The organism is Mucilaginibacter terrae (genome assembly GCF_031951985.1).
Lineage (GTDB): Bacteria > Bacteroidota > Bacteroidia > Sphingobacteriales > Sphingobacteriaceae > Mucilaginibacter > Mucilaginibacter terrae_A.
Genome location: NZ_JAVLVU010000001.1, coordinates 2656621 through 2681310 on the forward strand (window position 1 = coordinate 2656621; position 24690 = coordinate 2681310).

General features: G+C 43.3%; 16 protein-coding genes and 1 pseudogene. 8 read left to right on the plus strand and 9 right to left on the minus strand.

Features of this window, described 5'->3' with window-relative positions:
- Window positions 1–15: 15 nt before the first annotated feature.
- The 6 genes from QE417_RS11200 to QE417_RS11225 all read right to left on the minus strand — a co-directional run bounded on the left by QE417_RS11200 (window position 16) and on the right by QE417_RS11225 (window position 6762).
- A complete protein-coding gene (locus QE417_RS11200; protein WP_311949964.1) occupies window positions 16–858 on the minus strand; it encodes a hypothetical protein in 843 nt (280 codons plus the stop codon).
- A gap of 161 nt (window positions 859–1019) precedes the next feature.
- Window positions 1020–2345 (minus strand): acetylxylan esterase, encoded by a 1326-nt coding sequence (locus QE417_RS11205; protein WP_311949965.1) that lies wholly within the window; start codon window positions 2343–2345, stop codon window positions 1020–1022.
- 39 nt (window positions 2346–2384) lie between these two features.
- Window positions 2385–3218: a hypothetical protein gene (locus tag QE417_RS11210; RefSeq protein WP_311949966.1), complete on the minus strand. Its 834-nt coding sequence runs from the start codon at window positions 3216–3218 to the stop codon at window positions 2385–2387.
- Between the two features lie 21 nt (window positions 3219–3239).
- Window positions 3240–4475 carry an acyltransferase family protein gene (locus QE417_RS11215; RefSeq protein ID WP_311949967.1) on the minus strand — a complete coding sequence of 412 codons (1236 nt, stop codon included), beginning with the start codon at window positions 4473–4475 and terminating at the stop codon, window positions 3240–3242.
- Window positions 4476–4541: 66 nt separating this feature from the next.
- On the minus strand, window positions 4542–5492 hold the full coding sequence (locus tag QE417_RS11220) for a TIGR01212 family radical SAM protein (protein ID WP_311949968.1): 951 nt from the start codon (window positions 5490–5492) through the stop codon (window positions 4542–4544).
- Window positions 5493–5742: 250 nt separating this feature from the next.
- A complete protein-coding gene (locus QE417_RS11225) occupies window positions 5743–6762 on the minus strand; it encodes an aldo/keto reductase (protein WP_311949970.1) in 1020 nt (339 codons plus the stop codon).
- A gap of 148 nt (window positions 6763–6910) precedes the next feature.
- Between QE417_RS11225 and QE417_RS11230 the strand changes: the two genes are divergently transcribed.
- Entirely contained in the window at window positions 6911–7225 is a 315-nt protein-coding gene (locus tag QE417_RS11230) for a hypothetical protein (RefSeq protein WP_311949973.1), read from the plus strand.
- A gap of 121 nt (window positions 7226–7346) precedes the next feature.
- Here QE417_RS11230 and QE417_RS11235 read toward each other — a convergent pair.
- Both QE417_RS11235 and QE417_RS11240 read right to left on the minus strand, forming a co-directional pair.
- Window positions 7347–8328: pseudogene (locus QE417_RS11235) on the minus strand (acyl-ACP desaturase).
- A gap of 52 nt (window positions 8329–8380) precedes the next feature.
- Window positions 8381–9529 carry a glycoside hydrolase family 5 protein gene (locus QE417_RS11240; protein WP_311949975.1) on the minus strand — a complete coding sequence of 383 codons (1149 nt, stop codon included), beginning with the start codon at window positions 9527–9529 and terminating at the stop codon, window positions 8381–8383.
- Window positions 9530–9595: 66 nt separating this feature from the next.
- Here QE417_RS11240 and QE417_RS11245 point away from each other — a divergent pair, with 66 nt between their 5' ends.
- From QE417_RS11245 to QE417_RS11275, 7 genes are all read left to right on the plus strand, one after another.
- Complete coding sequence (locus QE417_RS11245) at window positions 9596–10945, plus strand: sensor histidine kinase (protein ID WP_311949976.1); 1350 nt, start codon at window positions 9596–9598, stop codon at window positions 10943–10945.
- A gap of 40 nt (window positions 10946–10985) precedes the next feature.
- Window positions 10986–13064: a cellulose biosynthesis cyclic di-GMP-binding regulatory protein BcsB gene (locus tag QE417_RS11250; protein WP_311949977.1), complete on the plus strand. Its 2079-nt coding sequence runs from the start codon at window positions 10986–10988 to the stop codon at window positions 13062–13064.
- A gap of 98 nt (window positions 13065–13162) precedes the next feature.
- Window positions 13163–15070 (plus strand): glycosyltransferase, encoded by a 1908-nt coding sequence (locus QE417_RS11255; RefSeq protein ID WP_311949978.1) that lies wholly within the window; start codon window positions 13163–13165, stop codon window positions 15068–15070.
- A gap of 2 nt (window positions 15071–15072) precedes the next feature.
- Window positions 15073–16629, plus strand: a complete 1557-nt coding sequence (locus tag QE417_RS11260) for a hypothetical protein (RefSeq protein ID WP_311949979.1) — start codon at window positions 15073–15075, stop codon at window positions 16627–16629.
- Between the two features lie 136 nt (window positions 16630–16765).
- Window positions 16766–18061, plus strand: coding sequence for a DoxX family protein (locus QE417_RS11265; RefSeq protein ID WP_311949981.1), 1296 nt, complete (start codon window positions 16766–16768; stop codon window positions 18059–18061).
- Window positions 18062–18127: 66 nt separating this feature from the next.
- Window positions 18128–19999, plus strand: coding sequence for a CocE/NonD family hydrolase (locus QE417_RS11270; RefSeq protein ID WP_311949982.1), 1872 nt, complete (start codon window positions 18128–18130; stop codon window positions 19997–19999).
- Between the two features lie 96 nt (window positions 20000–20095).
- The gene (locus tag QE417_RS11275) at window positions 20096–21757 is read left to right on the plus strand and encodes a M1 family metallopeptidase (protein WP_311949983.1); all 1662 of its coding nucleotides are present in this window, start codon (window positions 20096–20098) and stop codon (window positions 21755–21757) included.
- 488 nt (window positions 21758–22245) lie between these two features.
- Here QE417_RS11275 and QE417_RS11280 read toward each other — a convergent pair whose 3' ends face one another.
- Window positions 22246–24516 (minus strand): aconitate hydratase, encoded by a 2271-nt coding sequence (locus QE417_RS11280; protein WP_311949984.1) that lies wholly within the window; start codon window positions 24514–24516, stop codon window positions 22246–22248.
- Between the last annotated feature and the right edge of the window lie 174 nt (window positions 24517–24690).

Sequence of the window (24690 nt, forward strand, 5' to 3'; positions counted from 1 at the left end):
CTGATGAATACTTATTTAGAATTTTTTTGAAACCGATAAAGCAACATTTGTGCCTACACCAGTATTGCGGCCAAACAGAAACTGGTTTACGGTTGCAAAAAACGACAAATCGCGGTTAAGCAAATAGCCATAGCTTAATGAGGCCTGGTGGTAAGCAAAATCACGGTTTTGTACAATGTTTACGTTAAATGCTTTATTGGTACTCGACGAAATTACGCCCGATAGACCTGCGCTAACCTGGTTATGCTCATCAATATTATAACCAATTGTACCGCTATATCTGAATTGCTTAGGACCGGTATCCGAAAAATAAGCCCTGCCGCCTGCCTGTACGGTAAAGTAATACTTTGTGCCCGCGCCCGACATCATTACCGATAGGTCGGTCCCCGGTGCGCCCAAACCCAGCGATTGCCCCGGATAAAGCGGAACAATGGCAGTTCCTTGTACGGCTATATAGTATTTAAATTCGATGTTGGTTAGATAGTAACGTAACCCCGCCTCCAGATCGCCAAAACCATATTGCGATATTTTAAGGTCGTTTTGTTTAATCTGGTTTAGTACGTAAGGGAGTGAAGCTACACCCGTCCATCGGCGTGTTATACCATACTCGGCATACAGGCCAATGCTTTGCGATGCAAAATAACCGTTTCCCGGATAGCTGCGCTTTTTACCTGTTGAATCCCACGCGCTGTTAGCGCGGAAATAACTAACCGATAATGAGGTAAGTAATTTGCCTTTACGCACCGGCCAGCCACCGGCATGTGCCTTTGGTGTGAAAAGGGTAAACACAGTAATAGCTGCTGTAAAGCATACTATTAGTTTTGCAGGAAGAGGTGTTTTATGTAGCAATGCAAGCATTTATTTTATAAGCAAATGGTAAAAGCCGGTGCCCGTAATTATTTCCGCTAACCTTATACATTATTGCACTCCATAGGCATGCGGTGTTAAAAATACTTATTAAAACCAAGTCAGCATAAATTTGGTGTAATTAAGCATCAACCGCGATGCTTAACCCCAAATTAATTAGGTGCCCGTAACGATTCTTTAAGCCACAGTAGTTGGAACATGAAATAATCAAAGTTCATCTCATGGGCTTTATCGGGCGCAACGCGGTACTCTTTTTGAACGCCTTGGGCAATTTTGTTATACATGCCAAAGCTGCAGCGCGGCGGGCAATATTCATCAAGCAAGCCTACACCCATTAGTATAGGGCATTGTATGGAGCTGATAAAATTTTGCGGGTCGTAATAATCCCACGTGGCTAAAAATCTTTCGGGCGTAAATAAACGGTGTGCTTTTATATACTCCTGGAAACGGTTAATAGGCCAGGTAGTTTTAGGGAACGAGAGGCCAATGGTATAAGCATCGTGCATATCAGCATACAGCGGAAGCTCAAACGTACAGGCTGTAACCCGTTTATCGAGCGCGGCCAGCATAATGGCCAAGGTTGCACCCTGGCTACCGCCCAATACGGCCACATGCTTTGTATTAAGACTCAAGTTTGGCCCCTGCGACATGATGAAATCCATACCGCGGATGCAATCCATATAAACGCCGTGGTATATGTACAAATCTTTGTTATCAATATTGGTGACGTTATAGCGTTCGTTTTCGGGGGCAACAATATCGCGGCTCATGCCGTTTCCGCGCACATCAATGGCAAACACGGCAAAGTCGGGTTTATCGGTCTCGGGGCGCATAGGTATGTTGTAACCCGGCAGCTTGTAAATAACCGGCCAGTTGCGGCCTTCGGTAGGTATGGTTAACCAACCTCGTATACGAACATTATTCCACGAACGCATTTCAACTTTGTAAGTGCGCACGTATTTATCTTTCGAGGTTACTTCGGATATTTTGTAATCGGGGTTAACCTTGGCCAGCTGGTCTTTTGATTTTGCCCAAAAGTCGGCAAAGTCGGCAGGCTTGTGTAATTCGGTATGAATTCTCTCCGGGTCAACAGCTACCACACGCCTTACAGTGTCATCATAATAACTCAGGTTAAAGTTAAAATGCACCCGGTATATACCCGCTTTTTGTCCGGGAAAACGCACGCTGAAGTTTTTAGATGCATTTTTACCCAAACGCACATTGGTTGAACCCGACCAAACTTTTTTCCAGTCGTCGGTTAAAATATCGTAGCTCAATTTACCGTCCTGCCGCACGTTGTAGGTGCTTTTTACCTTGAGTTTCCAGCTTATGGTGCTACCATCGCTATAAATGGCCGTTTTTTTACCGGGGATAGCTTCAATGGTGATCTCACCCTTCGGATCATCATCCTGCGCATGCACTGCTCCTGCAAACAGCAGGGTAAACAAGCAACTCAAAAATGTAATGATCCTTAACATGGTGTATCTTCCTTATCTCGATTTTGTAATAATATCTACTTAAAACTTAAACACGGCAAAAACAGCCCCGCCGTAACCCTGTGGTGCATTGCGACCCGCAAACGTGTAAAAGCCGCTGCCAAATACCGAAAATTTGTTGGTAAACTTATGGCCATAGCTCACGCCTCCTTTTACATAATAGCCATCGTAAACCAGGTTGGGGTTAACGCTGATGAGGTTTTCATTGCTACTATATGATCTTAGGCCGCCTACATCAAAGGTCAACTGGTTTTTCTTGCGATCATCTAAAGCAGTGCCTATGGTTATCGAACCTAATACCTGGTTGGGGCCTTTCTCGTCAAAGTAATGGCGGTAGGCCCCTTCAACGTTAAAATAAGCTTTGGAAGATAGTTCGCCGCTGTACATCAGTTTTCCTTCGGCACCCAAAACGCCATAGCCCATGGTATTACCTGTACGCGCTACGGTGTAAAGCGGCGCTATCACCGTTCCCTGAACCGATAAAAAGCGTTTGTATTTAAAGGCTGCTAAGTTGTAAGATAGTCCTAAGCTGGCATCGCCCAAACCGCTTGGGGTTGCCTGGGTGAGGCCACCAAATTTACTGCTTTGAACAGAGTAGGCAACGCTGGCCAGCAGATCTAACCTTCGGCTGAGGCCCACGCCACCGTACAGGCCAAGTGTAACGGCATTAAAGGAGGTACCTGCCGGGGTAATTACCTTTTTACCGTTTTTATCCCAATAGTTTTTTGAGCTGTAAAAGGTGAGCGATGGGGTGAAAATATGCCTGTACTTGCCTATAGGCCAGCCTGCAAACACTTGGGTGGTGTTGCCAATTAATAAGGCTGTAAGCAAAGTAAGCAGGTAAAGTTTTTTCATTTATACGTGTATGAGCTAATATTATTTAATTAATGCCGATTCGTTTTCGGGGTTACGGGGCTTTGCCTTAATTAAAAAGTTCGACCTGCGGATGTAATGGTTAAGCGGCTCTTCAATGGTTTTAAACAATAGTATTGAAAGCGCATTCAGCAATACAAATTGTATAACCAGGTTAACGGTGTCGTTTTCGAAAGGTGAATGCTCCCACGATATGCCGTGAGTATCATAATATTCAAAAACCCAATCGTTAGCCTTATTTATCCAGTCGTTTAAAAAGTTGCGGATATAGCCTAAGTGGATAAGATAAAAGATGTACGAACTTTTACCTAAAAGCTCTACAAACTTAAATGAGAGGATGGTCTTGAATACCGTGCTTTCGGTTAGTAAGCCGTAAAAGAACATGGCTATGCAAGGCGGCAACAGGTAATTATTGGTAACGATACCAAATGGGTTATGTAAACCTGCACTCCAGCCGGCAGGGATGACTAATTGCGACATGATACCCACGCAAACCATCATTAGTAAAAAGCCCAGGTAAGTATACTTAACCTTATTGGTACGCCCGGTACCTTTGTTAAGCAGGATAAGCGCCAGTTGTATGCCCACAAAAAATTCGAAGCAACGCCCCAGGAAGGTGTAAACCATAACGAAGGTAAAGTTGCCGAAGAAACCATACCAGTTAAAGTTGCGGAAGATGAGCACCAGCAATAAGCCAATGCCGGTAAGCGCCAAAGGTTGTGTGAAAAATTGCCTGTATTTTTTATTGATGAGGAAGGCGAACGGCGCCGAAAAGTAAAAGCATTCTTCAACCGTGAGCGACCAGCCCTGGCCAATGCCGCTGTCCCATAGATCGGCAAAAAAACCGCGCACGAAAGTTACGTGCATTAACAGTAAGCCTGGCGCTGAGGGGAAGCCGAGGGTGATTTTTTCGTCGCGGGTAAAGTAATAGTAAATAAAGGCCAGTACAGTGAGCAAAAAGTACATGGGATAAATGCGGGCTACCCTGTTTTTTAAGTATTGCTTAAACCAGTCTTTAGTTAAATGGAAGTTATTATAATAACGGTAAGTAATTAAAAAACCCGAAAGCACAAAGAATATGGTAACCCCCATATGAAACTCTTGTAGAAATCTTTGCACAGCATGGGGAAAATTTCCATCAAAAACATACTCAAAATGGGAAATGAATACCAGATAGGCGGCCAATGCACGTACGCCGGTTAAGGCTGGGATATAGCTTTGCAGGTTTTTTTGCGTCACAATAGTTGTAATAAACTCAAACTTAACTACGTGTTTATTACAAAGCAAATACCAAAGCGTATTATTTTACATGGCCGAGCCCTGTATAATGCCACGGCTTAATATTGCGCTATCAATATAATGTTGTATCTCTGATTTTTTTAACTGCCAGTTAGGGGCAATGAGTAGTTCACGGTCTGACAGGCCGAAGAGGCGTTGTACCACCACATCGGGGCGTACAATGGGCAATAGTTCGCACAAAAAGTCGGTATACTCGGGCAGGCTGAACAGCTTGAAAGGTTCGCGTTTGTATTTTACGCCCATTACCGAACCTTCCACAATATGCAGGTGGTGAAACTTTACGAATTTAATTTGCGGATGGCGATTGATCTCGTCGGCATACTTTAACATCATCTCGTGCGATTCCCAAGGGAAGCCAAATATAGTATGCACGCAAATATCAAGCTTGCTATTCTCCACCAGTTTAAGGGCGTTGAGGAGATCTTCATGAGAACAGCCACGGTTGATCTGGTTCAGGGTATCGTTATATATCGATTCCATGCCCATTTCCAAATCCACATCAAAGCGGTCGGTGTAGCTTTCGAGCAGGGCTATCTTTTCGGCATCAATGCAATCTGGACGGGTACCAATGGATAGGCCTACCGTATTTTCAGGATCGACACTCAATGCTTCATCATACATCATTTTTAAATAATGTGTGGGGGCATAAGTATTGGTATTGGGCTGAAAGTAGATGATAAATTTATCGGCCTTGTTGCCATTGCGGGCGCGCTCAATACCTCGTTCAACCTGTTCGCGCAAATTTGGTGTGCTGCGCGATACAGTTGGCGTAAACGAATCGACATTGCAATAGGTACAGCCGCCATAGCCTTTAGAGCCATCGCGATTGGGACAGGTAAAGCCGCCATCCACAATAACTTTAAACACACGCTGGCCATCGTACTTTTTACGCAGCCATGCGCCGTAGTTGTTATATCCCTTAAATCCCTGCTTTACTGTATCTTCGGCCAATTGCATATCGGGTGCAAAGATAAGGTTTTTGATTTCGAAATTCGGATTTTCGATTTCGGATTTACAATGGAGAGATATTTTGATTTCGGAAGTGGAGTGTTTAATTTCGAATTTAAGCTATCAATAGTGTCATTGCGAGGAGCGGAATGGCTGAGTGCGATGGGGCGACGTGGCAATCTCCTCGCGTTTCGTTTTGCATGAGGAGATTGCCACGCTATCGCTCGCAATGACACATTGTTATAAAATCAATCCGATTTTACCTTTTCTCCACCCTATCATAAAATCCGCCAAACGAATTCATCTTCACCGCATCTTCTTTAAAAAAGTCGCCGGGGAAGCCCAGTGGTATCTGGCTGGCTTCGTCGAGCTTTTGCATTTGCTCGGTGGTTAGCTTTACGTCGGCTGCTTTAAGATTTTGGTTTAGCTGCTCCAATTTGGTTGCACCCACAATAGGGATGCACGAAAAATCCTGGTGCATCATCCAGGCTAAGGCTACGTGGGCTGGTTCGGCGCCAATTTCTTCGGCAATGTCTATTACCACGCGGGTAATGCGTTCGCTGTTTTCGTTGCGGCGGTTGCTTTCGGCTTTTACACGACCGTTTTCGCCACGCAGGTATTTGCCGGTGAGTGCGCCGCCAGCTAATGGTGCCCAGGGGGTAACCGTCATGCCAAAGTGTTTAGCCATGGGTATCAGTTCGCGCTCTGGTGTACGTTGTAATAAGCTGTATTCAACCTGTAAAGCTATAAACTGGCTCCAGCCCATTAGCTCAGCTAAAGTATTGCCTTTGGCTACTACCCAGGCGGGGGTATCGCTAATGGCAGCATAGTTCACCTTGCCCTGGCGTATCAGGTCGTCAAGGCCTCGTAATACCTCGTCAATGGGCGTAATATTATCCCAAATGTGCAGGTATAGTACATCAATATAATCAGTTTGCAGGCGTTTTAGGCTTTCCTCTACGCTGCGCATCATGTTTTTACGGTTGTTGCCCGATGCGTTTACGTTGGTCATGTTATCCTTGAGCGTGTACTTGGTGGCTACCACAAACTGGTGACGGTCATGAATGCTCAGGTACTCGCCAATGATCTTTTCGCTGGTGCCCAGTTTGTACATGTTGGCCGTATCGAGGAAATTGCCACCGGCTTCGGCATAGGCGTCCATAATTTCGAAGCTGGTTTGCTTATCGGCACCCCAACCGGCCTCGGTACCAAAGCCCATGGTGCCCAAACATAGCTCAGAAACTTTAAGGCCCGAGCGGCCCAGTAATTTGTAGTTCATATACCCCCAGCCCCCTAAAGGGGGAGCTCAGGAGCAAAGTTAGTAAAAGCTCTTACTTGCCAAAGGTTGCCGCGTAAAAACCGCCCTGCGCTTAAAAAAAACAATTGATTTACCGGCTTGTAATTTATTATATCAATAGTAAACGGTTATGAAGATTGTACACACGACAGGGCCTGTGAATACCCAACATTTGAAAGCTTTTTTAGAGAATAACCTAAACACCCGATTTAAAGAAAACCGGCACATGGATATGGACCTGGAGTATGTTGATACCGAAAACGGGCTTGAAATTAAGCTCCCTGAGTTATATGATAGCTTTTTGTTTGAAATACACTTAGTGAACGGGAATGAGCTGCACGTTGCCAAGTCGGAGCATTTTGTTAATGATGTAAATGCACTTACTATTGAAGAAATTTTAAATAGCCTTTTGTTAGATTATTCGAACAAAGAAAATAATGTATAAACAAAAAATGCCTGCTAACCAATATGATTAACAAGCATTATGGGGTGCTGAAACAGGTTCAGCATGACTTTTATATTCTAAAGCCCTTCCGCCTCAGGCGGAGAGGGCTTGGGTGGGGCAATTATCCGTGTATCCAGCTGAATTTATATTCCAGCGAAGGATTCTTCATACCGCTCTGCAATACGTAGTAAACGGTTTGGCAAAGCAATAATATAATCACGTGCTTTTTCGCCTGCGTCATTTAGTTCGGTACGGCTTTCAATCTGCCACTCGTCTATCAGGTCTTTTAAAATATCAACATAGTCAACGGCAGTATAAACGCCTAAACGTTGGGCGGCATCGGTAAAGTGACCAAAGGTTTGGCCTATCTTTAAACCAACCTCACGCATGAAGTGTGCCGGCATTACAATTTTCTTGCGCATCATATCCTCAAAGGCAATCATGGCCTCGTTGGCGTCTACATCAAATATTTTGTTGATGAAGTGTATGTAAGCTTTAGCATGGCGGGCTTCGTCTGACGCGATAACGCCACACATTTTTGATAATAGTGTGTCGCCATCTTTTTTAGCTAATGATGCCACCCTGCGGTGCGATACATTGGTAGCCAACTCCTGGAAAGAAGTATAGATGAAGTTACGGTATGGGTCGGTACCGGTGCCAATATCAAAACCATCGGCAATCAAATACTGGGTTGATATTTCCATAGCGCGCATGTTTACACGGCCCGACAGGTACAGATACTTATTCAATAAATCACCGTGGCGGTTTTCTTCGGCCGTCCAGTGGCGGGTCCAGGTCATCCAGCCGTTATGTTCTGATTTGTCCACCCCCTCAACCATGGCTAACCATGATTCATAGGTAGGCAGTGCTTCTTCGGTAATGGTATCGCCAATTAAAACGGCAACCAGGTCATATGATAAGCCTTGAGCGCTTTCCTGAAGTTCCTTAATTTCCGAAAAAAAAGTATCGCGGGTTGAGTCAGGTAAAAAGTCAGAGGGCTGCCAAATTTGGTCGATGGGCTTTAAAAAATCATACATCTTTTCGAGCATGTATTTTTCAATATGCATCATTACCTCACGACGTTTTTCTACGAAAAATTCCATAATTTTATTTGGGTGGGCAAAGTTACTTATTTTAAGTAAGTTGTACAATTAATTACTTTTTAGGTTCATAGCCTATGGCATTGGCCATACAGACTGGCAAATTTTTAATGGTGGGCTTACCCGAGAACAACGAAAAATTTCCGTTGTATTCCCAAAGCATGCCCGGTATGTGCAGTTCCTTAAGCACGGAGCGTACCGCTTTAATATAACGGCAACGGCTATCTAAATCTGCGTACTTGTTATATACTCCGTACTCGCTGCATATTACAGGAACACCATAAGTACCCGCCCAGTTTTTAACTATTTGTAATTTATCTTTTACCGATCGTTCATTGCCATCAGTTTTGTATTGATTATAATTTGTTTCGCCCCAGGTGTTTTTTGCCTTTGGGTTAATAGCGGGAAAATTTTCCACGGTATAGGGAAATGGCACCCCGGTTGTGGAAACCTGATTACCCACCCAGCTTGCTCCCTGGTGAGTAAAAAAGAAAGGTTCGTAAAAATGGCAGGTATATATAATATTTTCATCACCAAGGCGTACCATGCGGCTCAATTCGTAAATACTGTTATAGTTTGAAGCTCCCACCAAAAACGTTCTTTTGGCATCTATTTTACGCAATGCGGTCACAATATTATAAGCTGCATCCTTCCATACTTGCGGGCTCATGGGAGGTGGTTCATTATAAATTTCAAAAAAGAGCTTATCAGGCGAAGCCTTGGCATATTTACGTGTTAAAATGCTCCAGGTATTAATAATTGAACGGGTTTCGGCAACGTAATTCGTATCATTCAGGTTGCCGTAGTGATAATCTATTACCAGTTTAAAGCCATGCCGGTTGCATAAATTCCACACATAGTCAATTGATTTAATTACTGTGATAATTGAAATATGTTTACTTTCGTAATACTTAAAAGCTACAGGTAGCCTGATGCTTTTAAAGCCAAGTTTTTTAAGGAGTTTAAAATCGCTATCAGCAACCGGGCGCTGTTTCAAGGCATCGGCATTCCAGGTTTGTTCTAACCACGAAATGCTTATCCCATTATCCAACGATGCAGCCCGTTTAATGGCTATGGCTCGGGTTTGTGCAAATGTTGGTGTGCTTTTTGCACCTGCAAAGCAAACTATTACAAAAAATAACCAAAAAGGTTTAACTTTTGATAATGTTAAAAGCGATATTTTATTAATCTCTATGTTTAGCATTTAAATTATTTATAGTTTTAACAAGGCAAATTTTATTCACAATTGATAAATATTTACACCATATAAATGATTGCCCAAATCAATAAAGAAGAATACCTTAAAGAAACCCGGAAAAAAGCCTGGTTTATTACTAACAATATTATTTGGACTATAATTTTTTTATATCCGCTTTTAGGTATTATTGACTTTATATATACCACCAATTATTGGGTAGAAATTATGGTAGTACGCATAATTGTGGTTGCCATTATTTACGGTATCTATAATTACTTCCAAAAAAACAAGCTCGATTACCGCATACTGCTGCATATCAGCTTCTTTTTACTCTCGCTGGTGATGTCGATACTATGTAATATAGTTGATATAAGCCATATTACCATTTACTTTTTAATGTATGCTATCATCATCCTGTTTTTTAATCTGCAGGTATTTTGGGAGCCGGTAAACTCTTTGATACAATCATTGGTAGCCTTAATGCTGCTGGCCATATTTTATAATATACTTAACAGCTATTCGCTCGATGTGTTTATCAGTAATGGTGGTCAATATTTCTTTATTATTGCTTTTGCATCATGCTTAATTCCGGCATCGCGTTATAAGGTTATACAACGCGAGGTTACTTCACAACTGCTTATCGAACAGTCGAACGAGCAATTGAAAGCGCAAAACCGCGACATTATGGAGAAGAACAGTATTATCGATATTCAGTACGATAAGCTGCGCCGCCTGGATGAGCAAAAAAATAGCTTCATCAATATTGCCGGTCACGATCTAAAAAACCTCATTGGTTCTATTGTGATGAGTAATAACATGATTCAGGAAGAAGAATATCGCCTGAGTGAAGACCAGAAAGAATTTACCCGTTACATCAGCGAATCATCAGAGAAAATGCAATACCTGCTCAAAACCCTGATGGATGTTAAAGAGATCGAATCGCCGGAGATAAAGTTCAATATGGAAACCTTTGATGCCAACAGCGTAGCTGTTCATGTATTTAAGGGCCTTGTTGATACGGCCAATATGAAAAACGTTCACCTGATCGATAATATACTGAAATTGCCGCTGAACGTAAGGCTCGACAGGGTATTTACCAGCCAGGTATTTCAAAACCTTTTATCAAACGCCATTAAGTTTTCGCAAACTAACAATAACCTGCGCGTAGTAACCAGCCTGCAGCGTCAAAAATTTGTTTTTGAGATTATTGACGAAGGTATAGCCATTGGCCAGCAGGAATTAGACATTATGTTTAACCGCCTGAGAACCCTAAGCGATGCCTCAGGTTCGGCTGCCGAAAGCCGGTTAGGACTTGGCCTTTCTATTGCCAAGCTAATGACCATTGAAATGGGCGGTGAGCTTACCTACCGCAGCGATGATAACGGCAACTATTTTAAAGTAGAATTTTACGCTATAAACTAATACAAACACGCATACTTAGAACAATAACCTGCAACTTGATATGAATAAATTCCTGACCCTGCTACTACTCGTAACGACCCTGTTTGCAAAGGCAACGTTGGCGCAAACCAATATTTCCTTTAAAACTTATGGCCATGATGACGAAGTGATTTATGGTATGAGTGGTGTAAGTTCGTTCTATTTCAGGATGGACCCGCTTGTTGACATGAACCGCAGCAAACTGGTGCTGTACTTTGAGCCGTCACAAGCACTTATTAAAAACCTTTCGTACATTAACATTATCATCGCCGATAAGCCGGTATTCAGTGGTCGCATGACACAGGATTCTATTCAGCGATTGGTTATTCCGTTAAACAGTTCTTATCTTACCGATAATAAGCAGTTCCTGAAAATTCAGGTTAAAACCCTGCTTACCATTACCGATAACAAGTGTAAAGACCTTGATAACCCGGCCATGTGGATCAAGGTTAAAGGTTACTCCTACCTGTCATTAGTAAAAAGCACTAAAGATCAGTACAACAATGTTAACATTGCTAACTCGTTTGAGAGCAAAACAGCCATTGTTTATCCAAGCAACCCAAGCCTTAACGATTTAAAAGCCGTAGCATGGGCCTACAACAAAATTAAACGCTCGTTAGCTGTTAGCGATTTGCATGTATACCCTTACGATAAATTGCCAGATACCATTAAAAACTATGTAATGGTTGGTTTAATGGATCAATTGCCGGGCGATAAGAAAAGCCTCATCTCTGTATCTCCACAAGGGGGCCAGGGCTTAATGTACCTGTACAAAAGCAACGTAACCGACTCATCTGCCAACCGCCCGCGTTTTATATCGTCAATTTCGGCTGCAAGGCAGGCATTTTCAAGTTACGAGATACTGTTTATTACCGGTGCCGATGATGAAGGCTATAACAAAGCCATTACCGCATTGGGCAACTATAACATCCTCAATTCATCATTTGGCAACTACTTGGTAGTTAATACAGCCAGCAATGATAACATTAAGAACTTAAACCAGCAACGCACCAAATTAACCTTCCGTGATGTGGGTGGTGTGTCAAACTTCATGTCGGGTATTGGTTCGTTACGTAGCGTTTACACCTTTAAAAACAGTGATTTTAGTTTCACTCCTAAAGAGGTTGAAATGCGCTTTGTGGGTACCTATAGTGGTATGAAGCCTGACGACCGCGGTTATTTTAATATTTACCTTAACGGTATGCTCATCAGCAGCGAAAAGCTGAACGAAACCGGTAAACTAAACACCTCGGTTGTGGTTAACCGTTATCAGCACCGTAAGTACAACTCACTTACTGCCGAGTTCCGTTTTTACCCGTCAACAGGTAACTGTATGAACAGCTTCCTTAATTTCTTTGGTGAAATTGATGTTGATAAATCATATCTTGAATCAAGAAACCCGTTTGTAAACAATACCCTGAGCTTTTACCAATACCCCGAAGCCTTTAACGAAGGTCCATCGAAAATTGTGGTGAGCAAAAGCTACGCTAAACACGCAGCAGGTGCAGTTGGCGAAATTGTTTATGAATTGAACAATAACTTAAACAGCAATAACTTCCCTGATTTTGTTTATTCAGATGAGGTTAGCGAAGGCGATTTAAAGAAATTCAACATCGTTGCGCTGCTTTCGAAAGATGATAACCTAATGAGCAAGTTTCCTGATGCACCGATCAGGTTCGACCGTGCCTTCCGCTTATACAACAACGAGGATAACAAACTGGTATACGCCCTGTCCGATTCGGTATCGAACGGTTTGGCACAAATATTTTACGGCCGCGGCAGCAATAACGCCATACTGGTACTTACCGCTACCGGCTCTAATTTAGACGGTGCATTCCTGTCGGCCTCAAAAGCCATTACCGAGCAGCTTTCAACCTTAAACAGTAACGTGTGCGTGTCTGACGTAAACGACAACAAATACTTGTTTAATGTTGATAAAGTAGCCGATAACGTACAGTATACCGATGCCAAAAGTGGTTTAGCCCGTTTTTGGGAAAATTACAACCTCTACGTATTGTTAGCTATATTGGTACTTATCCTGCTGGCGTTCCTGTACGTGCGCTCTAAAGTACAGCGCTCTCAAGACATGCTGGGCGAGTAAGCTGTTGCTAACACGTTCATAATTGGGCAATAGCAGAAAATAGTTTATGTTTTCTGCTATTGCTTATTTAACTATTACTCATCGTATTACACAAATTTATGGGCAGTACCCTAAGTGAAGGTTTAATTTCGGGCGAAACCGGAGGCATATATTCGGGCACACGCAACTCTCCTATCTTTCAGTTGCTGATGCAGGATGGCTTTCTCACCTATGAGGATTGCGATAAAATTGATGATTACTGTATAAAGATCGGTGGTGCGCCAATTAAAATCGCCCTCAACTTTGGCTTTATATCACGTAAGAACTACGAACGCTCGTTAACCAACGCCGGCTACGTATTTGAAGAGATACGCGAAGAGGCTTATCAGGAAGAAATACTCGAGAAAATTGATCTGCGCTTTGCCGATGAGCGCATGGCTATACCTTTACGTATTGAGGATAACCGTGTGGTAACCCTCATGGCCGATCCCGAAGACCAGCTTTTTATTGATTTTGTACGTTTAACCTACGGGCTGGAGCCAATTATTATTGTGGCTTCGGATTTGGATATTACCTGGTTAAGTCACAAATTGCTTGGACAAAAGTATGTAAAGTCGGCCGTTTTTGAACTTTTGAATAACGACCAGGCCAGCTCGGCATTAACCACCTTTACCTCTAAACAGCTGGTGTTTTTATTTGTGCTGCTTGGGGCTATTGCCGCGGGGTTAGTACTCAGCTTTAAAATTACGTCGATCATTATCAACGTAATCATGAGCGTGTTTTTCCTGTTCACCATTTCATTCAAGCTTTTCTTATCATTGGTGGGCTCAAAGTTTGAGCTGTACCAGGCGGTAACCAAAAGCGAGGTGAAAGATCTGGATGATGATGAACTTCCGGTTTACACCATACACCTGCCGGTATACAAAGAGGATAAACTGATTAAAAAACTCATCTGGAACCTGCAGAGTATCGATTACCCGCGCGACCGCCTGGATATAAAGCTACTGATTGAGGAAGACGATGATAAAACGCTGAATGCAGTACGTAACCTCGATTTTCCGGCTATTTTTGAGGTAATTGTGGTGCCTTTCCACATGCCTAAAACCAAGCCTAAGGCCTGTAACTATGGTTTGCATTTTTCGCGTGGTAAATATCTTACTATTTACGATGCCGAGGACATTCCGGATACCGACCAGTTGAAAAAGGTTGTGGCCATGTTTAACAAACTGCCCGAAGATTACATTTGTGTGCAGTGTGCCTTAAACTACTTTAATCGTAACGAGAACTTTTTGACCCGTATGTTTACCCTCGAGTACTCGTACTGGTTTGATTATGTGTTGCCTGGTTTGGATACCCTTGATATTCCTATTCCGCTTGGAGGTACCAGTAACCACTTTAAGCTGGATCAATTGGTTGAGCTTGGTGCCTGGGACCCTTTTAACGTAACCGAAGACGCCGACTTAGGTGTACGTGCTTACGCCAAAGGCCACAAAATTGCCGTATTAAACTCTACTACTTACGAGGAAGCAAACAACGAATTCTTCAACTGGATACGTCAACGTTCGCGCTGGATTAAGGGTTATATGCAAACCTACCTGGTACACATGCGCAACCCGTTGGAGCTGATACGCAAAATTGGCTTTAAAGGCTTTTTAGGGTTCAACTTCTTTGTGGGTGCAACGCCTATCATGTTCCTCATCAACCCTATACTTATACTCATATTTATAGGTTATGTGGTGTTTGACCTGGCTATTATCCGCACGCTGTTTCCTGATTGGGTTTTGTTCATTTCCATATTTAACCTCATGGTGGGCAACATCCTCATGATATATGTAAATATGATGGCCGTATTTAAACGCCGTTATTACGAGTTGATCTTATTTGCCATTGCCAACCCTATATACTGGTTGATGCACTCCATTGCAGCTTATAAAGGCTTTTATCAGCTAATTGTAAATCCGTTTTACTGGGAAAAAACCAACCATGGTTTAAGTAAGGTAAACAATCAAAACAACGCGGTTAAATAAACATGGCACGGTCTAAAACTTTTTATCTTGTTGTATTTACGCTTTTACTGGCTGTATACTATATATTTATTGCCGTGTACCTTAACCAACTGGGTTATACCAACCACGAGCAGTTGTTTTACATTGAAAAAGGTAAGATAATTACCCAAGGGCTTGGCAATAAGCTGCGTGTTATGGGTTTAACCTCGCCTTTGCTACCGTTTTACGGTTCTTACATATTTAGCTTTATCAATTCCACGTTAGCGCCGGTGCTGGCATCGGCGGTGGGTACGGCCGTGTTGTTTTACATTATGGCAACCTCGCTGGTTAAGCGTAATAAAGACAACTTTTACCTGTATATGTTGGTGCTGCTGTTCATGTTGCATCCGGGTTTTATATACACGGCGGCATCGGGCAAGTCCATTTATATGGTGCTGATCTTCTTCTTCCTGTTCTTTTTGAATATGCTGAGGTTTTACAACTCCAACACTACATACCACGTATCTATAGCCAGTATATTTTTTGTGTTGCTCGTATTCAGCGATTATAAGTGCATATGGCTTGCGCTGTTCTTTATACCGCTGGTATTGTCAATCTCGCTGCATAGCTTAAACCTGAGCGAAAAGGAATCGGTTTTCAGGCTACACCTCAGCTTTAACAACCCTTCACTGCGTCGTAAGCTTATCAATAAAACATTCAGTATTTACAGTATCATTTTCATTTTGCCGGTAGCTTCAATAGCTATTTACAAAGTGCTTAATCTTACCCATGCCGATGATTTGAATTACTTCCTCGAAAGCCCCTACGCTACCTGGAATATTATTGCCGATAAGTTTGAATACAGTGCCACCCAGGTTGCCTCACGTTTTGCCATCCCCGAAATATCTATACTCGTATCATTAAAAGCCATTGTGTTTTGCCCCATGATCGTGCTGGCTATTTACCTTTTTAAGCAAAATACTTATCAAATACTTACCCTGCTTACCCCGTTTGGCCTTATTGAGTTTTTAAAGGTTAAGTATACCGGTGTAAACCTTATTTACCAGTACTACCTTATTTTTTTAGTACTGGCCTTACTGTGTATCATCTTTAGGGCAAGGTTTATAAAAAATCAGCGTATGCTTAAAACAGCGCTTGCCATTGTAGTGGCGGTGCAGTTATACATAGGATATATTTTCTTAACCAAATCGTATATCCCCGAGGAAACCAATTTTGCCAGCGTATTATTACATCGCACCAGCAACAAGGTTGATGAGCAAAACCATGAAATTGCCGATTACCTGAACACCCTGCATGATACCGATCATGTTCTGGTTGATGATGCCGTAGCCTACTCGGTAGCATGTTATGTTAAAAATATTAAAACATTAACCATGCCTTACCAGGAAAGTTACCTTAGCGCCGTTGAGGCACCTGAAAAGTATGATGGGTACGTATTAATTGCCAACGAAGCCAACCCTATGCTGGGCTACACGCAGCTAACTGATTTTTACCTTGATGGTATACGCCGTAAAAACCCTAAGCTATACATCTACAAAATTTACGTTACCGATTATTGGACGTTATATAAAATACTCTAAAACGACGATAAACGATATACAAAGCCCGGCTGAGCAATCAATCGGGCTTTTTGTTTGGTTGAATTTTGCAGTGTGTACTTTCTTTTGATATTAAACGTTAACTTTAAAATTATCAACCTTTTCGTCATCGCATTTTATGGATTCGACCTTCGCTAATGCAGCCTCACCCTGGCCCCTGGCTCAAAAACTGGCCTTCCGGTTCTTCGTTATATTTTTCCCGGTTTTTATATTTTTCAATCCCAACGGGGCCGTTCCTTTATTGAGTGAAACCTATGAATCGTACATACAGCCCATGCATGGGGTAATTGTATGGAGCGCGGCACATATTTTGCACCTGCCTTATCCTATTACGGTATTTACCAACGGCAGCGGCGATACTTCTTATGATTACCTCGTGCTGTTGTTTTGCGTGGTGGTAAGTTTTGTGGTGGCGGTTATATGGTCGGCCGTAAACCGCAAGGACTGTAATTACGATAAGCTTTATTACTGGTTAACCGTTATTTTACGATTTTATGTGGGTATAACCATGCTTAGCTATGGCGCCGTAAAGGTTATCAAACTCCAGTTTCCGTACCCGGGATTAGGGCGTTTGCTGCAGCCTTATGGTAACTCATCACCCATGGGCTTAGCCTGGACTTTTATGGGGTTTTCAAAAGGATACAATTATTTTACCGGCTTTGCCGAGTTAACCTGCGGAATTTTGCTGCTCTTCAGGCGTACTGCTTTATTGGGTGCCGTAATTAGTTTGGTAGTTGCTGCCAATATTATGGCTATCAACTATTGCTTTGATGTGCCTGTAAAAATACTATCAACCATGCTGGTGGTCATGACCTTGTTTTTGTTATTCAGGGATATTGATCGTTTTGTAAACTTCTTCTTTTTACACCGCGAAGCTCAATCGGCCAATCTATCCCCCAAACGATTTAAAAAGCGTTGGAAAAACATTACGCTCATCACTATAAAATACTTACTCATAGCTTATGTAAGCATCAGCACAGCCGAGAATTGTTTTGCCAGTGTGAAAACCTATGGCGATGCCGCACCCAAGCCCGCCCTTTACGGTATTTATGAAACCCAAAGCTTTGTGCGTAATCACGATACCCTTGCCCCATTAACTACTGATACCACGCGCTGGCGCCGGCTGGTAATTGGTTACAAGGGTTACGCCCGTGTATATTTAATGAATGATAGCACCCGCAATTTTGCCTTTGAACCCGATACAGTGCGCAAAACTGTTTACATATACCAAGGCAGCGATACTACTAAAAAGTTCATGCTTAAGTATACCATGCAAAAGCCGGATATACTTACTATTAAAGGCAAGCTGATGGGTGATAGTGTAAGCATCCGCTTGAAACGGTACGACGAAAAGCAATTTACGCTAACCAAACGCGGCTTTCATTGGGTAAACGAGTATCCGTTTAACAGGTAGTTTTAAATGCTTTCGGTTAGTGCCGTTAAGTAGCTATATTCGTTTTACTAACTGTTAACTCATCAAATGAATAAGATTTACATGCTGCTTATAGCCCTTGCGGTTATAAGTACAACTGCCTTTGCACAAACCGGCAGTGATTATGCCGCAGCGCACTACACCAAAAAAGACGTATACATTACCATGCGCGATGGTATTAAACTCTTTACCTCCATTTATACCCCCAAAGATGCATCGGCACAAAAAAAGTATCCTATTATTATGCAGCGCACCTGTTACAGCGTTGCTCCTTACGGGGCCGATAAATTCCCGGCAAAATTAGGGCCTTCGGAACTGATGATGAAGGCCGGGTACATTGTGGTGTACCAGGACGTACGCGGCCGCTGGAAAAGCGAAGGTACCTGGACCAACATGACCCCGGTTATTGATAATAAGAAAGGTAAAAAAGATGTTGACGAAGGTTCGGACACGTACGACACCATTGACTGGCTGGTAAAAAACGTGCAGTTTAACAACGGCAGGGTTGGCCAGTGGGGAGGTTCGTACCCCGGATTTTATACCGCTGCTGGCATCCTGTCGAATCACCCGGCGCTCAAGGCATCATCGCCACAGGCTCCTATTTCTGATTTTTGGTATGATGATTTTCATCACAACGGTGCCTTGCTCGAGTCGTACTTTTTTACTTACCCGGTGTTTGGCGTGCAAAAAAAGGATACCACCAGTAAATCATGGTATGCCCACCAAACCATTAAACCCGATACCCGCGATGGTTACCAGTTTTTGCTGGACATGGGGCCGCTAACCAATGCTGATAAATATTACAAAGACAATTTTTACTGGCAGGAAACCGTAAACCACCCCAACTACGATGAGTTTTGGCAAAAGCGCGATTTGTTGCGACACTTTGGTAAAGTAAAACCTGCCGTAATGATCGTGGGCGGCTGGTTTGATGCCGAAGACTTACGCGGTCCGCTGGCTATATTTAAAACCATTAATAAAACCGATCCGGCTGCTTATAATACCATTGTCATGGGACCGTTCGATCATGGAGGCTGGAGCCGCGAACAAGGTCACCATCGCCACGGCGATGTATACTTTGGCGATAGCATTGCCACCTTTTACCAAAAAGACATTGAAGCCAGGTTTTTCAACCATTTTTTAAAAGGCAGCGGCGATAAAAACAGCGGCCTGCCGAAAGCATATTTATACAACACTGGTAAAAAAGAATGGGCACAGTTTACACAATGGCCTGTACCTGCTGCTATAAAGCAAAAACTGTTTTTAAGTGCCGATGGTAAGTTGCCAATGTCGCAACCTTCGGGAACTGGTTCGGTATCGTTTATAAGCGACCCGTTGAAGCCCGTGCCTTATACCGCTGATAATACCACAACCGTTGGCTTTACCCCGCGCAATTATATGAGCGAAGACCAACGCTTTGCCGGCCGCCGTACCGATGTGCTGGTTTTTCAGAGCGATGTTTTAACCGAGGATGTAACCTTGGGAGGCGAAATTATGGCTCACCTTAAAGTAGCCACCACTGGTACCGATGCCGATTGGTTTGTAAAACTGATAGACGTTTACCCCGGCGATGAACCACAGCACCCGTACCTGCCCAACAAAAATATACTCATGGCCGGCTACCAGCAAATGGTACGATCGGAAATTATGCCCGGCCGTTTCCGCAACAGCTTTGAAAAACCCGAAGCATTTGTGCCCAACCAAAAAACTAATGTAAATGTGAAGTTGCAGGATGTACTGCACACCTTTAAAAAAGGTCACCGCATTATGATACAGGTACAAAGCACAGCTTTTCCATTATTTGCCCGCAACCCGCAAAAGTTTGTAGCAAACCCATACAAAGCCACCGAAGCCGATTATATAAAAGCTACCCACACCGTTTATAACGATAGCTATGTGGAAGTAGAGGTTTTGAAATAGGCAGGTTAATAACTGCAAAATATTGGTTAATTATGCACCGTAGAGACACAATACTTTGTGTCTCTTTTTGTTTAATTTCGTGTAACTACTCTTGAAATGAAACTCACCTCAAAAATATTTGCAACTGCTTTATTGGCATTGGGCACATTCAGCGCATCGGCCCAACTGATGCAGAAAAAAGAAATCTATACCCGTGCCGATACCCTTCGTGGCATGCTCACGCCGTTGCGCACCTGTTACGATATTAACTACTATCACCTCGATGTTAAATTCGACATTGATAAAAAGTACATCAGCGGCAGTAACCTGTTTAAATTTACCGCTACGCAAAATTTTACCAAACTACAGTTTGACCTGTATGCTAATTTAAAGGTAGAAAAGGTAGAATATCAAGGCAAGGAACTCCCCTTTACCCGCGAGGCTGCTGCAGTATTTGTTACCTTTCCAAAGGCTATAATTAAAGGCAGTAAGGATGAATTTACCGTGTACTACTCGGGTAACCCAACGGTGGCCAAACGCGCTCCGTGGGATGGTGGCGTGGTATTTACCACCGACTCCTTAGGCAAGCCTTACGTAGCCACCGCCTGCCAGGGTGCAGGAGCCAGTATATGGTGGCCTACCAAAGATCACCAGGCCGATGAGGTAGACAGTGCGCTCATCAGCATCAGCGTACCCAAAGGCTTAAAAGATGTATCGAACGGCCGCCTCCGTAAAGTGACCGAACTTGCCGATGGCTACACCCGTTTCGATTGGTTTGTGGCTAACCCCATTAACAACTACGACATAGCCGCCAACATAGCCGATTATACCCACATGGAAGACAGCTACGACGGCGAACAAGGCAAACTTACCCTCGATTACTGGGTGCTGCCCTATCACCAGGAACTGGCAAAAAAACAGTTCGACCGTGATGTAAAGCGTATGCTCAAATCGTTCGAATATTGGTTTGGTCCGTATCCCTGGTATAAAGATGGCTATAAGCTGGTAGAAACCCCGCACCTGGGGATGGAACACCAAAGTGCCGTGGCTTATGGCAACAAATACCGTAACGGCTATTTGGGCAGAGATTTGTCGGGCACAGGCCGTGGCCTCACCTGGGATTTTATTATTGTGCACGAGAGCGGTCACGAGTGGTTCGGCAACAACATTACCTCCAAAGACATTGCCGATATGTGGATACACGAGAGCTTTACCAATTATTCCGAATCGTTGTTTATCGAGAGCTATTATGGCAAAACCGCCGGATTGGAATATGTGCAAGGCACCCGTAAAAACATACAGAATGATATACCTGTTATCGGCCCATACAATGTAAATAAAGAAGGCTCGGGCGATATGTATTACAAAGGCGGCAACATGCTGGCGCTCATCCGTACCCTCATTAATAATGATGAAAAGTGGCGTGCTATTTTACGCGGCCTCAACAAAACTTTCTATCATCAAACCGTGACAACCGCCCAAATTGAAAATTACATAAGCAAGGAAGCCGGTATGAACCTTGCCCCGGTTTTTGACCAGTACCTACGCCACAAAGACTTACCCATCCTTGATCTTAAATTTGAGAACGGCAAGGTATACGCTAAATGGACAACTGATGTGAAGAATTTCAACATTCCTATTAAGCTCCGCAAAAAGGGTGGAGAGTTTTACTTTGTAAAGCTAAACAATGAGTTTGCGCCGGTAGGTTTGCCCGGCTTGACTAAAGAAAATTTAGAGGTGGATACTTTGGAGTATTGTGTGAAGGTGAACGGATTGTAGAAAAAAAAGTAGAAGTACGTCATTGCGAGGAACGAAGCAATCTCTGCGGATGAAAGGTTGTGAGTTTATAGCTCTTACTGGCGCAAGTATGTAGGGGGTGGAATGTGTGATGGCTACTTGTGCCATAGGTAACTTATCGCTCCGGTAGCGCTCATTGCCGCGCAGGCTATAGTTATACACGTTTTATTTGTTTTTGGTGTGGATGATTGCTATCGCAATTTTGTCATAGCCACAAAAGAAACAAAAAGGCCTATCCACAACGATCCCTGCTACCCCGCAGGCAGCTCCCGGCCGGGCGTTGTGGCGGGCCACCGCTCCTTTTGAAGAGAGAATGCGATACTACATCCCAACATAAATTCCGTAGAGACACAATATTTTGTATCTCCTTCTTAACAACGAAATATTCCCCCAATAAAAAAACGCCACTGCTTTCGCAATGGCGTTTCTATTATCTGTAAAGACACAATACCTTGTGTCTTATGACTTGCTTAGTTACCAGCTTGTTGTTTACGGATGATGTTTAACGCACCACCAGCTTTAAACCACTCAATTTGCTGAGCGTTGTAGGTGTGGTTAACCGGGAACGAATCTTCGGTACCATCGGCGTGGTGTAACACTACGGTTAACTGTTTGCCTGGGGCAAATTCGGTTAAGCCTACGATGTCGATGCGGTCGTCTTCCTGAATTTTGTCGTAATCGGCACCATCAGCAAAGGTTAAACCTAACATACCTTGTTTTTTAAGGTTGGTTTCGTGTATACGGGCAAATGATTTTACCAGGATAGCACGAACACCTAAGTGACGAGGCTCCATAGCTGCGTGCTCACGTGATGAACCTTCGCCATAGTTTTCGTCGCCTACCACGATAGAACCGATACCGTTTGCTTTATAATCGCGCTGGGTAGCCGGAACCGGACCGTATTCGCCGGTCAGTTCGTTTTTAACGCTATCGGCAGTGTTGTTAAAGTAGTTAATAGCACCAATCAGCATGTTGTTGCTGATGTTATCTAAGTGGCCGCGGAACTTTAACCACGGACCAGCCATAGAAATGTGATCGGTAGTACATTTACCTTTGGCTTTAATTAACAAGCGCAGGTCTTTAATGTCGGTACCTTCCCATGCAGCAAACGGCTCTAACAATTGTAAGCGTGATGATTTTGGATCAACAGCTACCTGTACAGCGCTACCGTCTTCGGCTGGTGCCTGGTAACCGGCATCTTCAACCGCAAAACCTTTAATTGGTAGTTCGATGCCCAATGGCTCGTCCAGTTTCACTTGCTCACCTGCTTCGTTGGTTAACGTATCGGTGATTGGGTTAAAGGTTAAGTCGCCGGCAATAGCAAACGCAGTAACAATCTCAGGAGATGCTACGAAAGCGTGAGTATTAGGGTTACCATCCTGACGTTTAGCAAAGTTACGGTTAAACGAGGTGATGATAGAGTTTTTACGGGTAGGATCATCGGTATGGCGTGACCACTGACCGATACATGGACCACAAGCGTTAGCTAATACTACACCGCCAATTTGCTCGAAGGTATTTAAGTAACCATCGCGCTCAACGGTGTAACGTACTAATTCCGAACCTGGAGTTACGGTGTATTCGGCCTTAGTTTTTAAGCCTTTATCAGTAGCTTGTTTGGCAATTGATGCCGCACGGCTAATATCTTCATAAGATGAGTTGGTACATGAACCAATTAAACCTACCTCTAAAGCAGTTGGCCAGCCGTTTTCTTTAACAGCAGTAGCAAACTTAGATAGTGGCCAGGCCAAATCCGGAGTAAACGGACCGTTAATGTGTGGCTCAAGCTCGCTCAGGTTAATTTCGATAACCTGGTCAAAATATTGCTCAGGGTTAGCGTAAACCTCAGGGTCACCGGTTAAGTGCTCGGCAATGGCATCGGCCATGTCGGCAATATCGGCACGTTCGGTACCACGCAGGTAAGCTGCAGCTTTTTCGCCGTAACCGAAAATTGATGTAGTAGCACCAATTTCGGCACCCATGTTACAAATGGTACCTTTACCGGTAGCTGATAAAGATTCGGCACCTTCGCCAAAGTATTCTACAATGTAACCTGTACCACCTTTTACGGTAAGTATACCGGCAACACGTAAAATAACGTCTTTAGCCGAGCTCCAGCCCGAAAGCTTGCCGGTTAATTTAACACCTAATATTTTAGGGAATTTAAGCTCCCATGGTAAGCCGGCCATAACGTCGCAAGCATCGGCACCGCCAACACCAATAGCAACCATACCCAAACCACCTGCGTTAGGTGTGTGTGAGTCGGTACCAATCATCATACCACCCGGAAAAGCGTAGTTTTCTAACACTACCTGGTGAATGATACCAGCGCCTGGTTTCCAGAAACCCAAACCGTATTTATCAGATACTGACGACAGGAAATCATAAACCTCGCTGTTAATATCTTTAGCTGTATTTAAATCTTCTACCGCACCAATTTTGGCCTGAATTAAGTGATCGCAATGTACGGTTGAAGGTACTGCCACCTGCGGACGACCAGCTTGCATAAATTGCAGCAACGCCATTTGCGCAGTTGCATCCTGCATAGCCACACGATCGGGTGCAAAGTCTACATAGTCAACACCACGCTGATACGTTGCCTGGGCATCGCCTTCAGTAAGGTGAGCATACAAAATTTTCTCGGTTAATGTTAAAGGTTTGCCGGTAGCTTTACGGGCCGCTGCAATACGGGTTCCGTAACGCTCGTACACCTTTTTAATCATATCTAAATCAAAAGCCATTTGATTGATTTTAAGGTAAAAAATGAACAATAGTTTGGTTCGGGGCCTCTATACAGAGTGAACGCCGCGAATGTACAAAATATAACGCCTTTTTTGGGATTATAGGTTTACTCAAATACTATTTAGATTTATTCTCAATAGTTGGATTTGAGTGGAGTAGATTAAAGGTTTAGG

Excerpts from the sequence above, each read along its gene's own strand:
- QE417_RS11200 (WP_311949964.1), bottom strand. The coding sequence starts at position 858 with ATGCTTGCATTGCTACATAAAACACCTCTTCCTGCAAAACTAATAGTA.
- QE417_RS11205 (WP_311949965.1), bottom strand. The coding sequence starts at position 2,345 with ATGTTAAGGATCATTACATTTTTGAGTTGCTTGTTTACCCTGCTGTTT.
- QE417_RS11210 (WP_311949966.1), bottom strand. The coding sequence starts at position 3,218 with ATGAAAAAACTTTACCTGCTTACTTTGCTTACAGCCTTATTAATTGGC.
- QE417_RS11220 (WP_311949968.1), bottom strand. The coding sequence starts at position 5,492 with ATGCAATTGGCCGAAGATACAGTAAAGCAGGGATTTAAGGGATATAAC.
- QE417_RS11225 (WP_311949970.1), bottom strand. The coding sequence starts at position 6,762 with ATGAACTACAAATTACTGGGCCGCTCGGGCCTTAAAGTTTCTGAGCTA.
- QE417_RS11230 (WP_311949973.1), top strand. The coding sequence starts at position 6,911 with ATGAAGATTGTACACACGACAGGGCCTGTGAATACCCAACATTTGAAA.
- QE417_RS11240 (WP_311949975.1), bottom strand. The coding sequence starts at position 9,529 with ATGCTAAACATAGAGATTAATAAAATATCGCTTTTAACATTATCAAAA.
- QE417_RS11245 (WP_311949976.1), top strand. The coding sequence starts at position 9,596 with ATGATTGCCCAAATCAATAAAGAAGAATACCTTAAAGAAACCCGGAAA.
- QE417_RS11250 (WP_311949977.1), top strand. The coding sequence starts at position 10,986 with ATGAATAAATTCCTGACCCTGCTACTACTCGTAACGACCCTGTTTGCA.
- QE417_RS11255 (WP_311949978.1), top strand. The coding sequence starts at position 13,163 with ATGGGCAGTACCCTAAGTGAAGGTTTAATTTCGGGCGAAACCGGAGGC.
- QE417_RS11260 (WP_311949979.1), top strand. The coding sequence starts at position 15,073 with ATGGCACGGTCTAAAACTTTTTATCTTGTTGTATTTACGCTTTTACTG.
- QE417_RS11265 (WP_311949981.1), top strand. The coding sequence starts at position 16,766 with ATGGATTCGACCTTCGCTAATGCAGCCTCACCCTGGCCCCTGGCTCAA.
- QE417_RS11270 (WP_311949982.1), top strand. The coding sequence starts at position 18,128 with ATGAATAAGATTTACATGCTGCTTATAGCCCTTGCGGTTATAAGTACA.
- QE417_RS11275 (WP_311949983.1), top strand. The coding sequence starts at position 20,096 with ATGAAACTCACCTCAAAAATATTTGCAACTGCTTTATTGGCATTGGGC.
- QE417_RS11280 (WP_311949984.1), bottom strand. The coding sequence starts at position 24,516 with ATGGCTTTTGATTTAGATATGATTAAAAAGGTGTACGAGCGTTACGGA.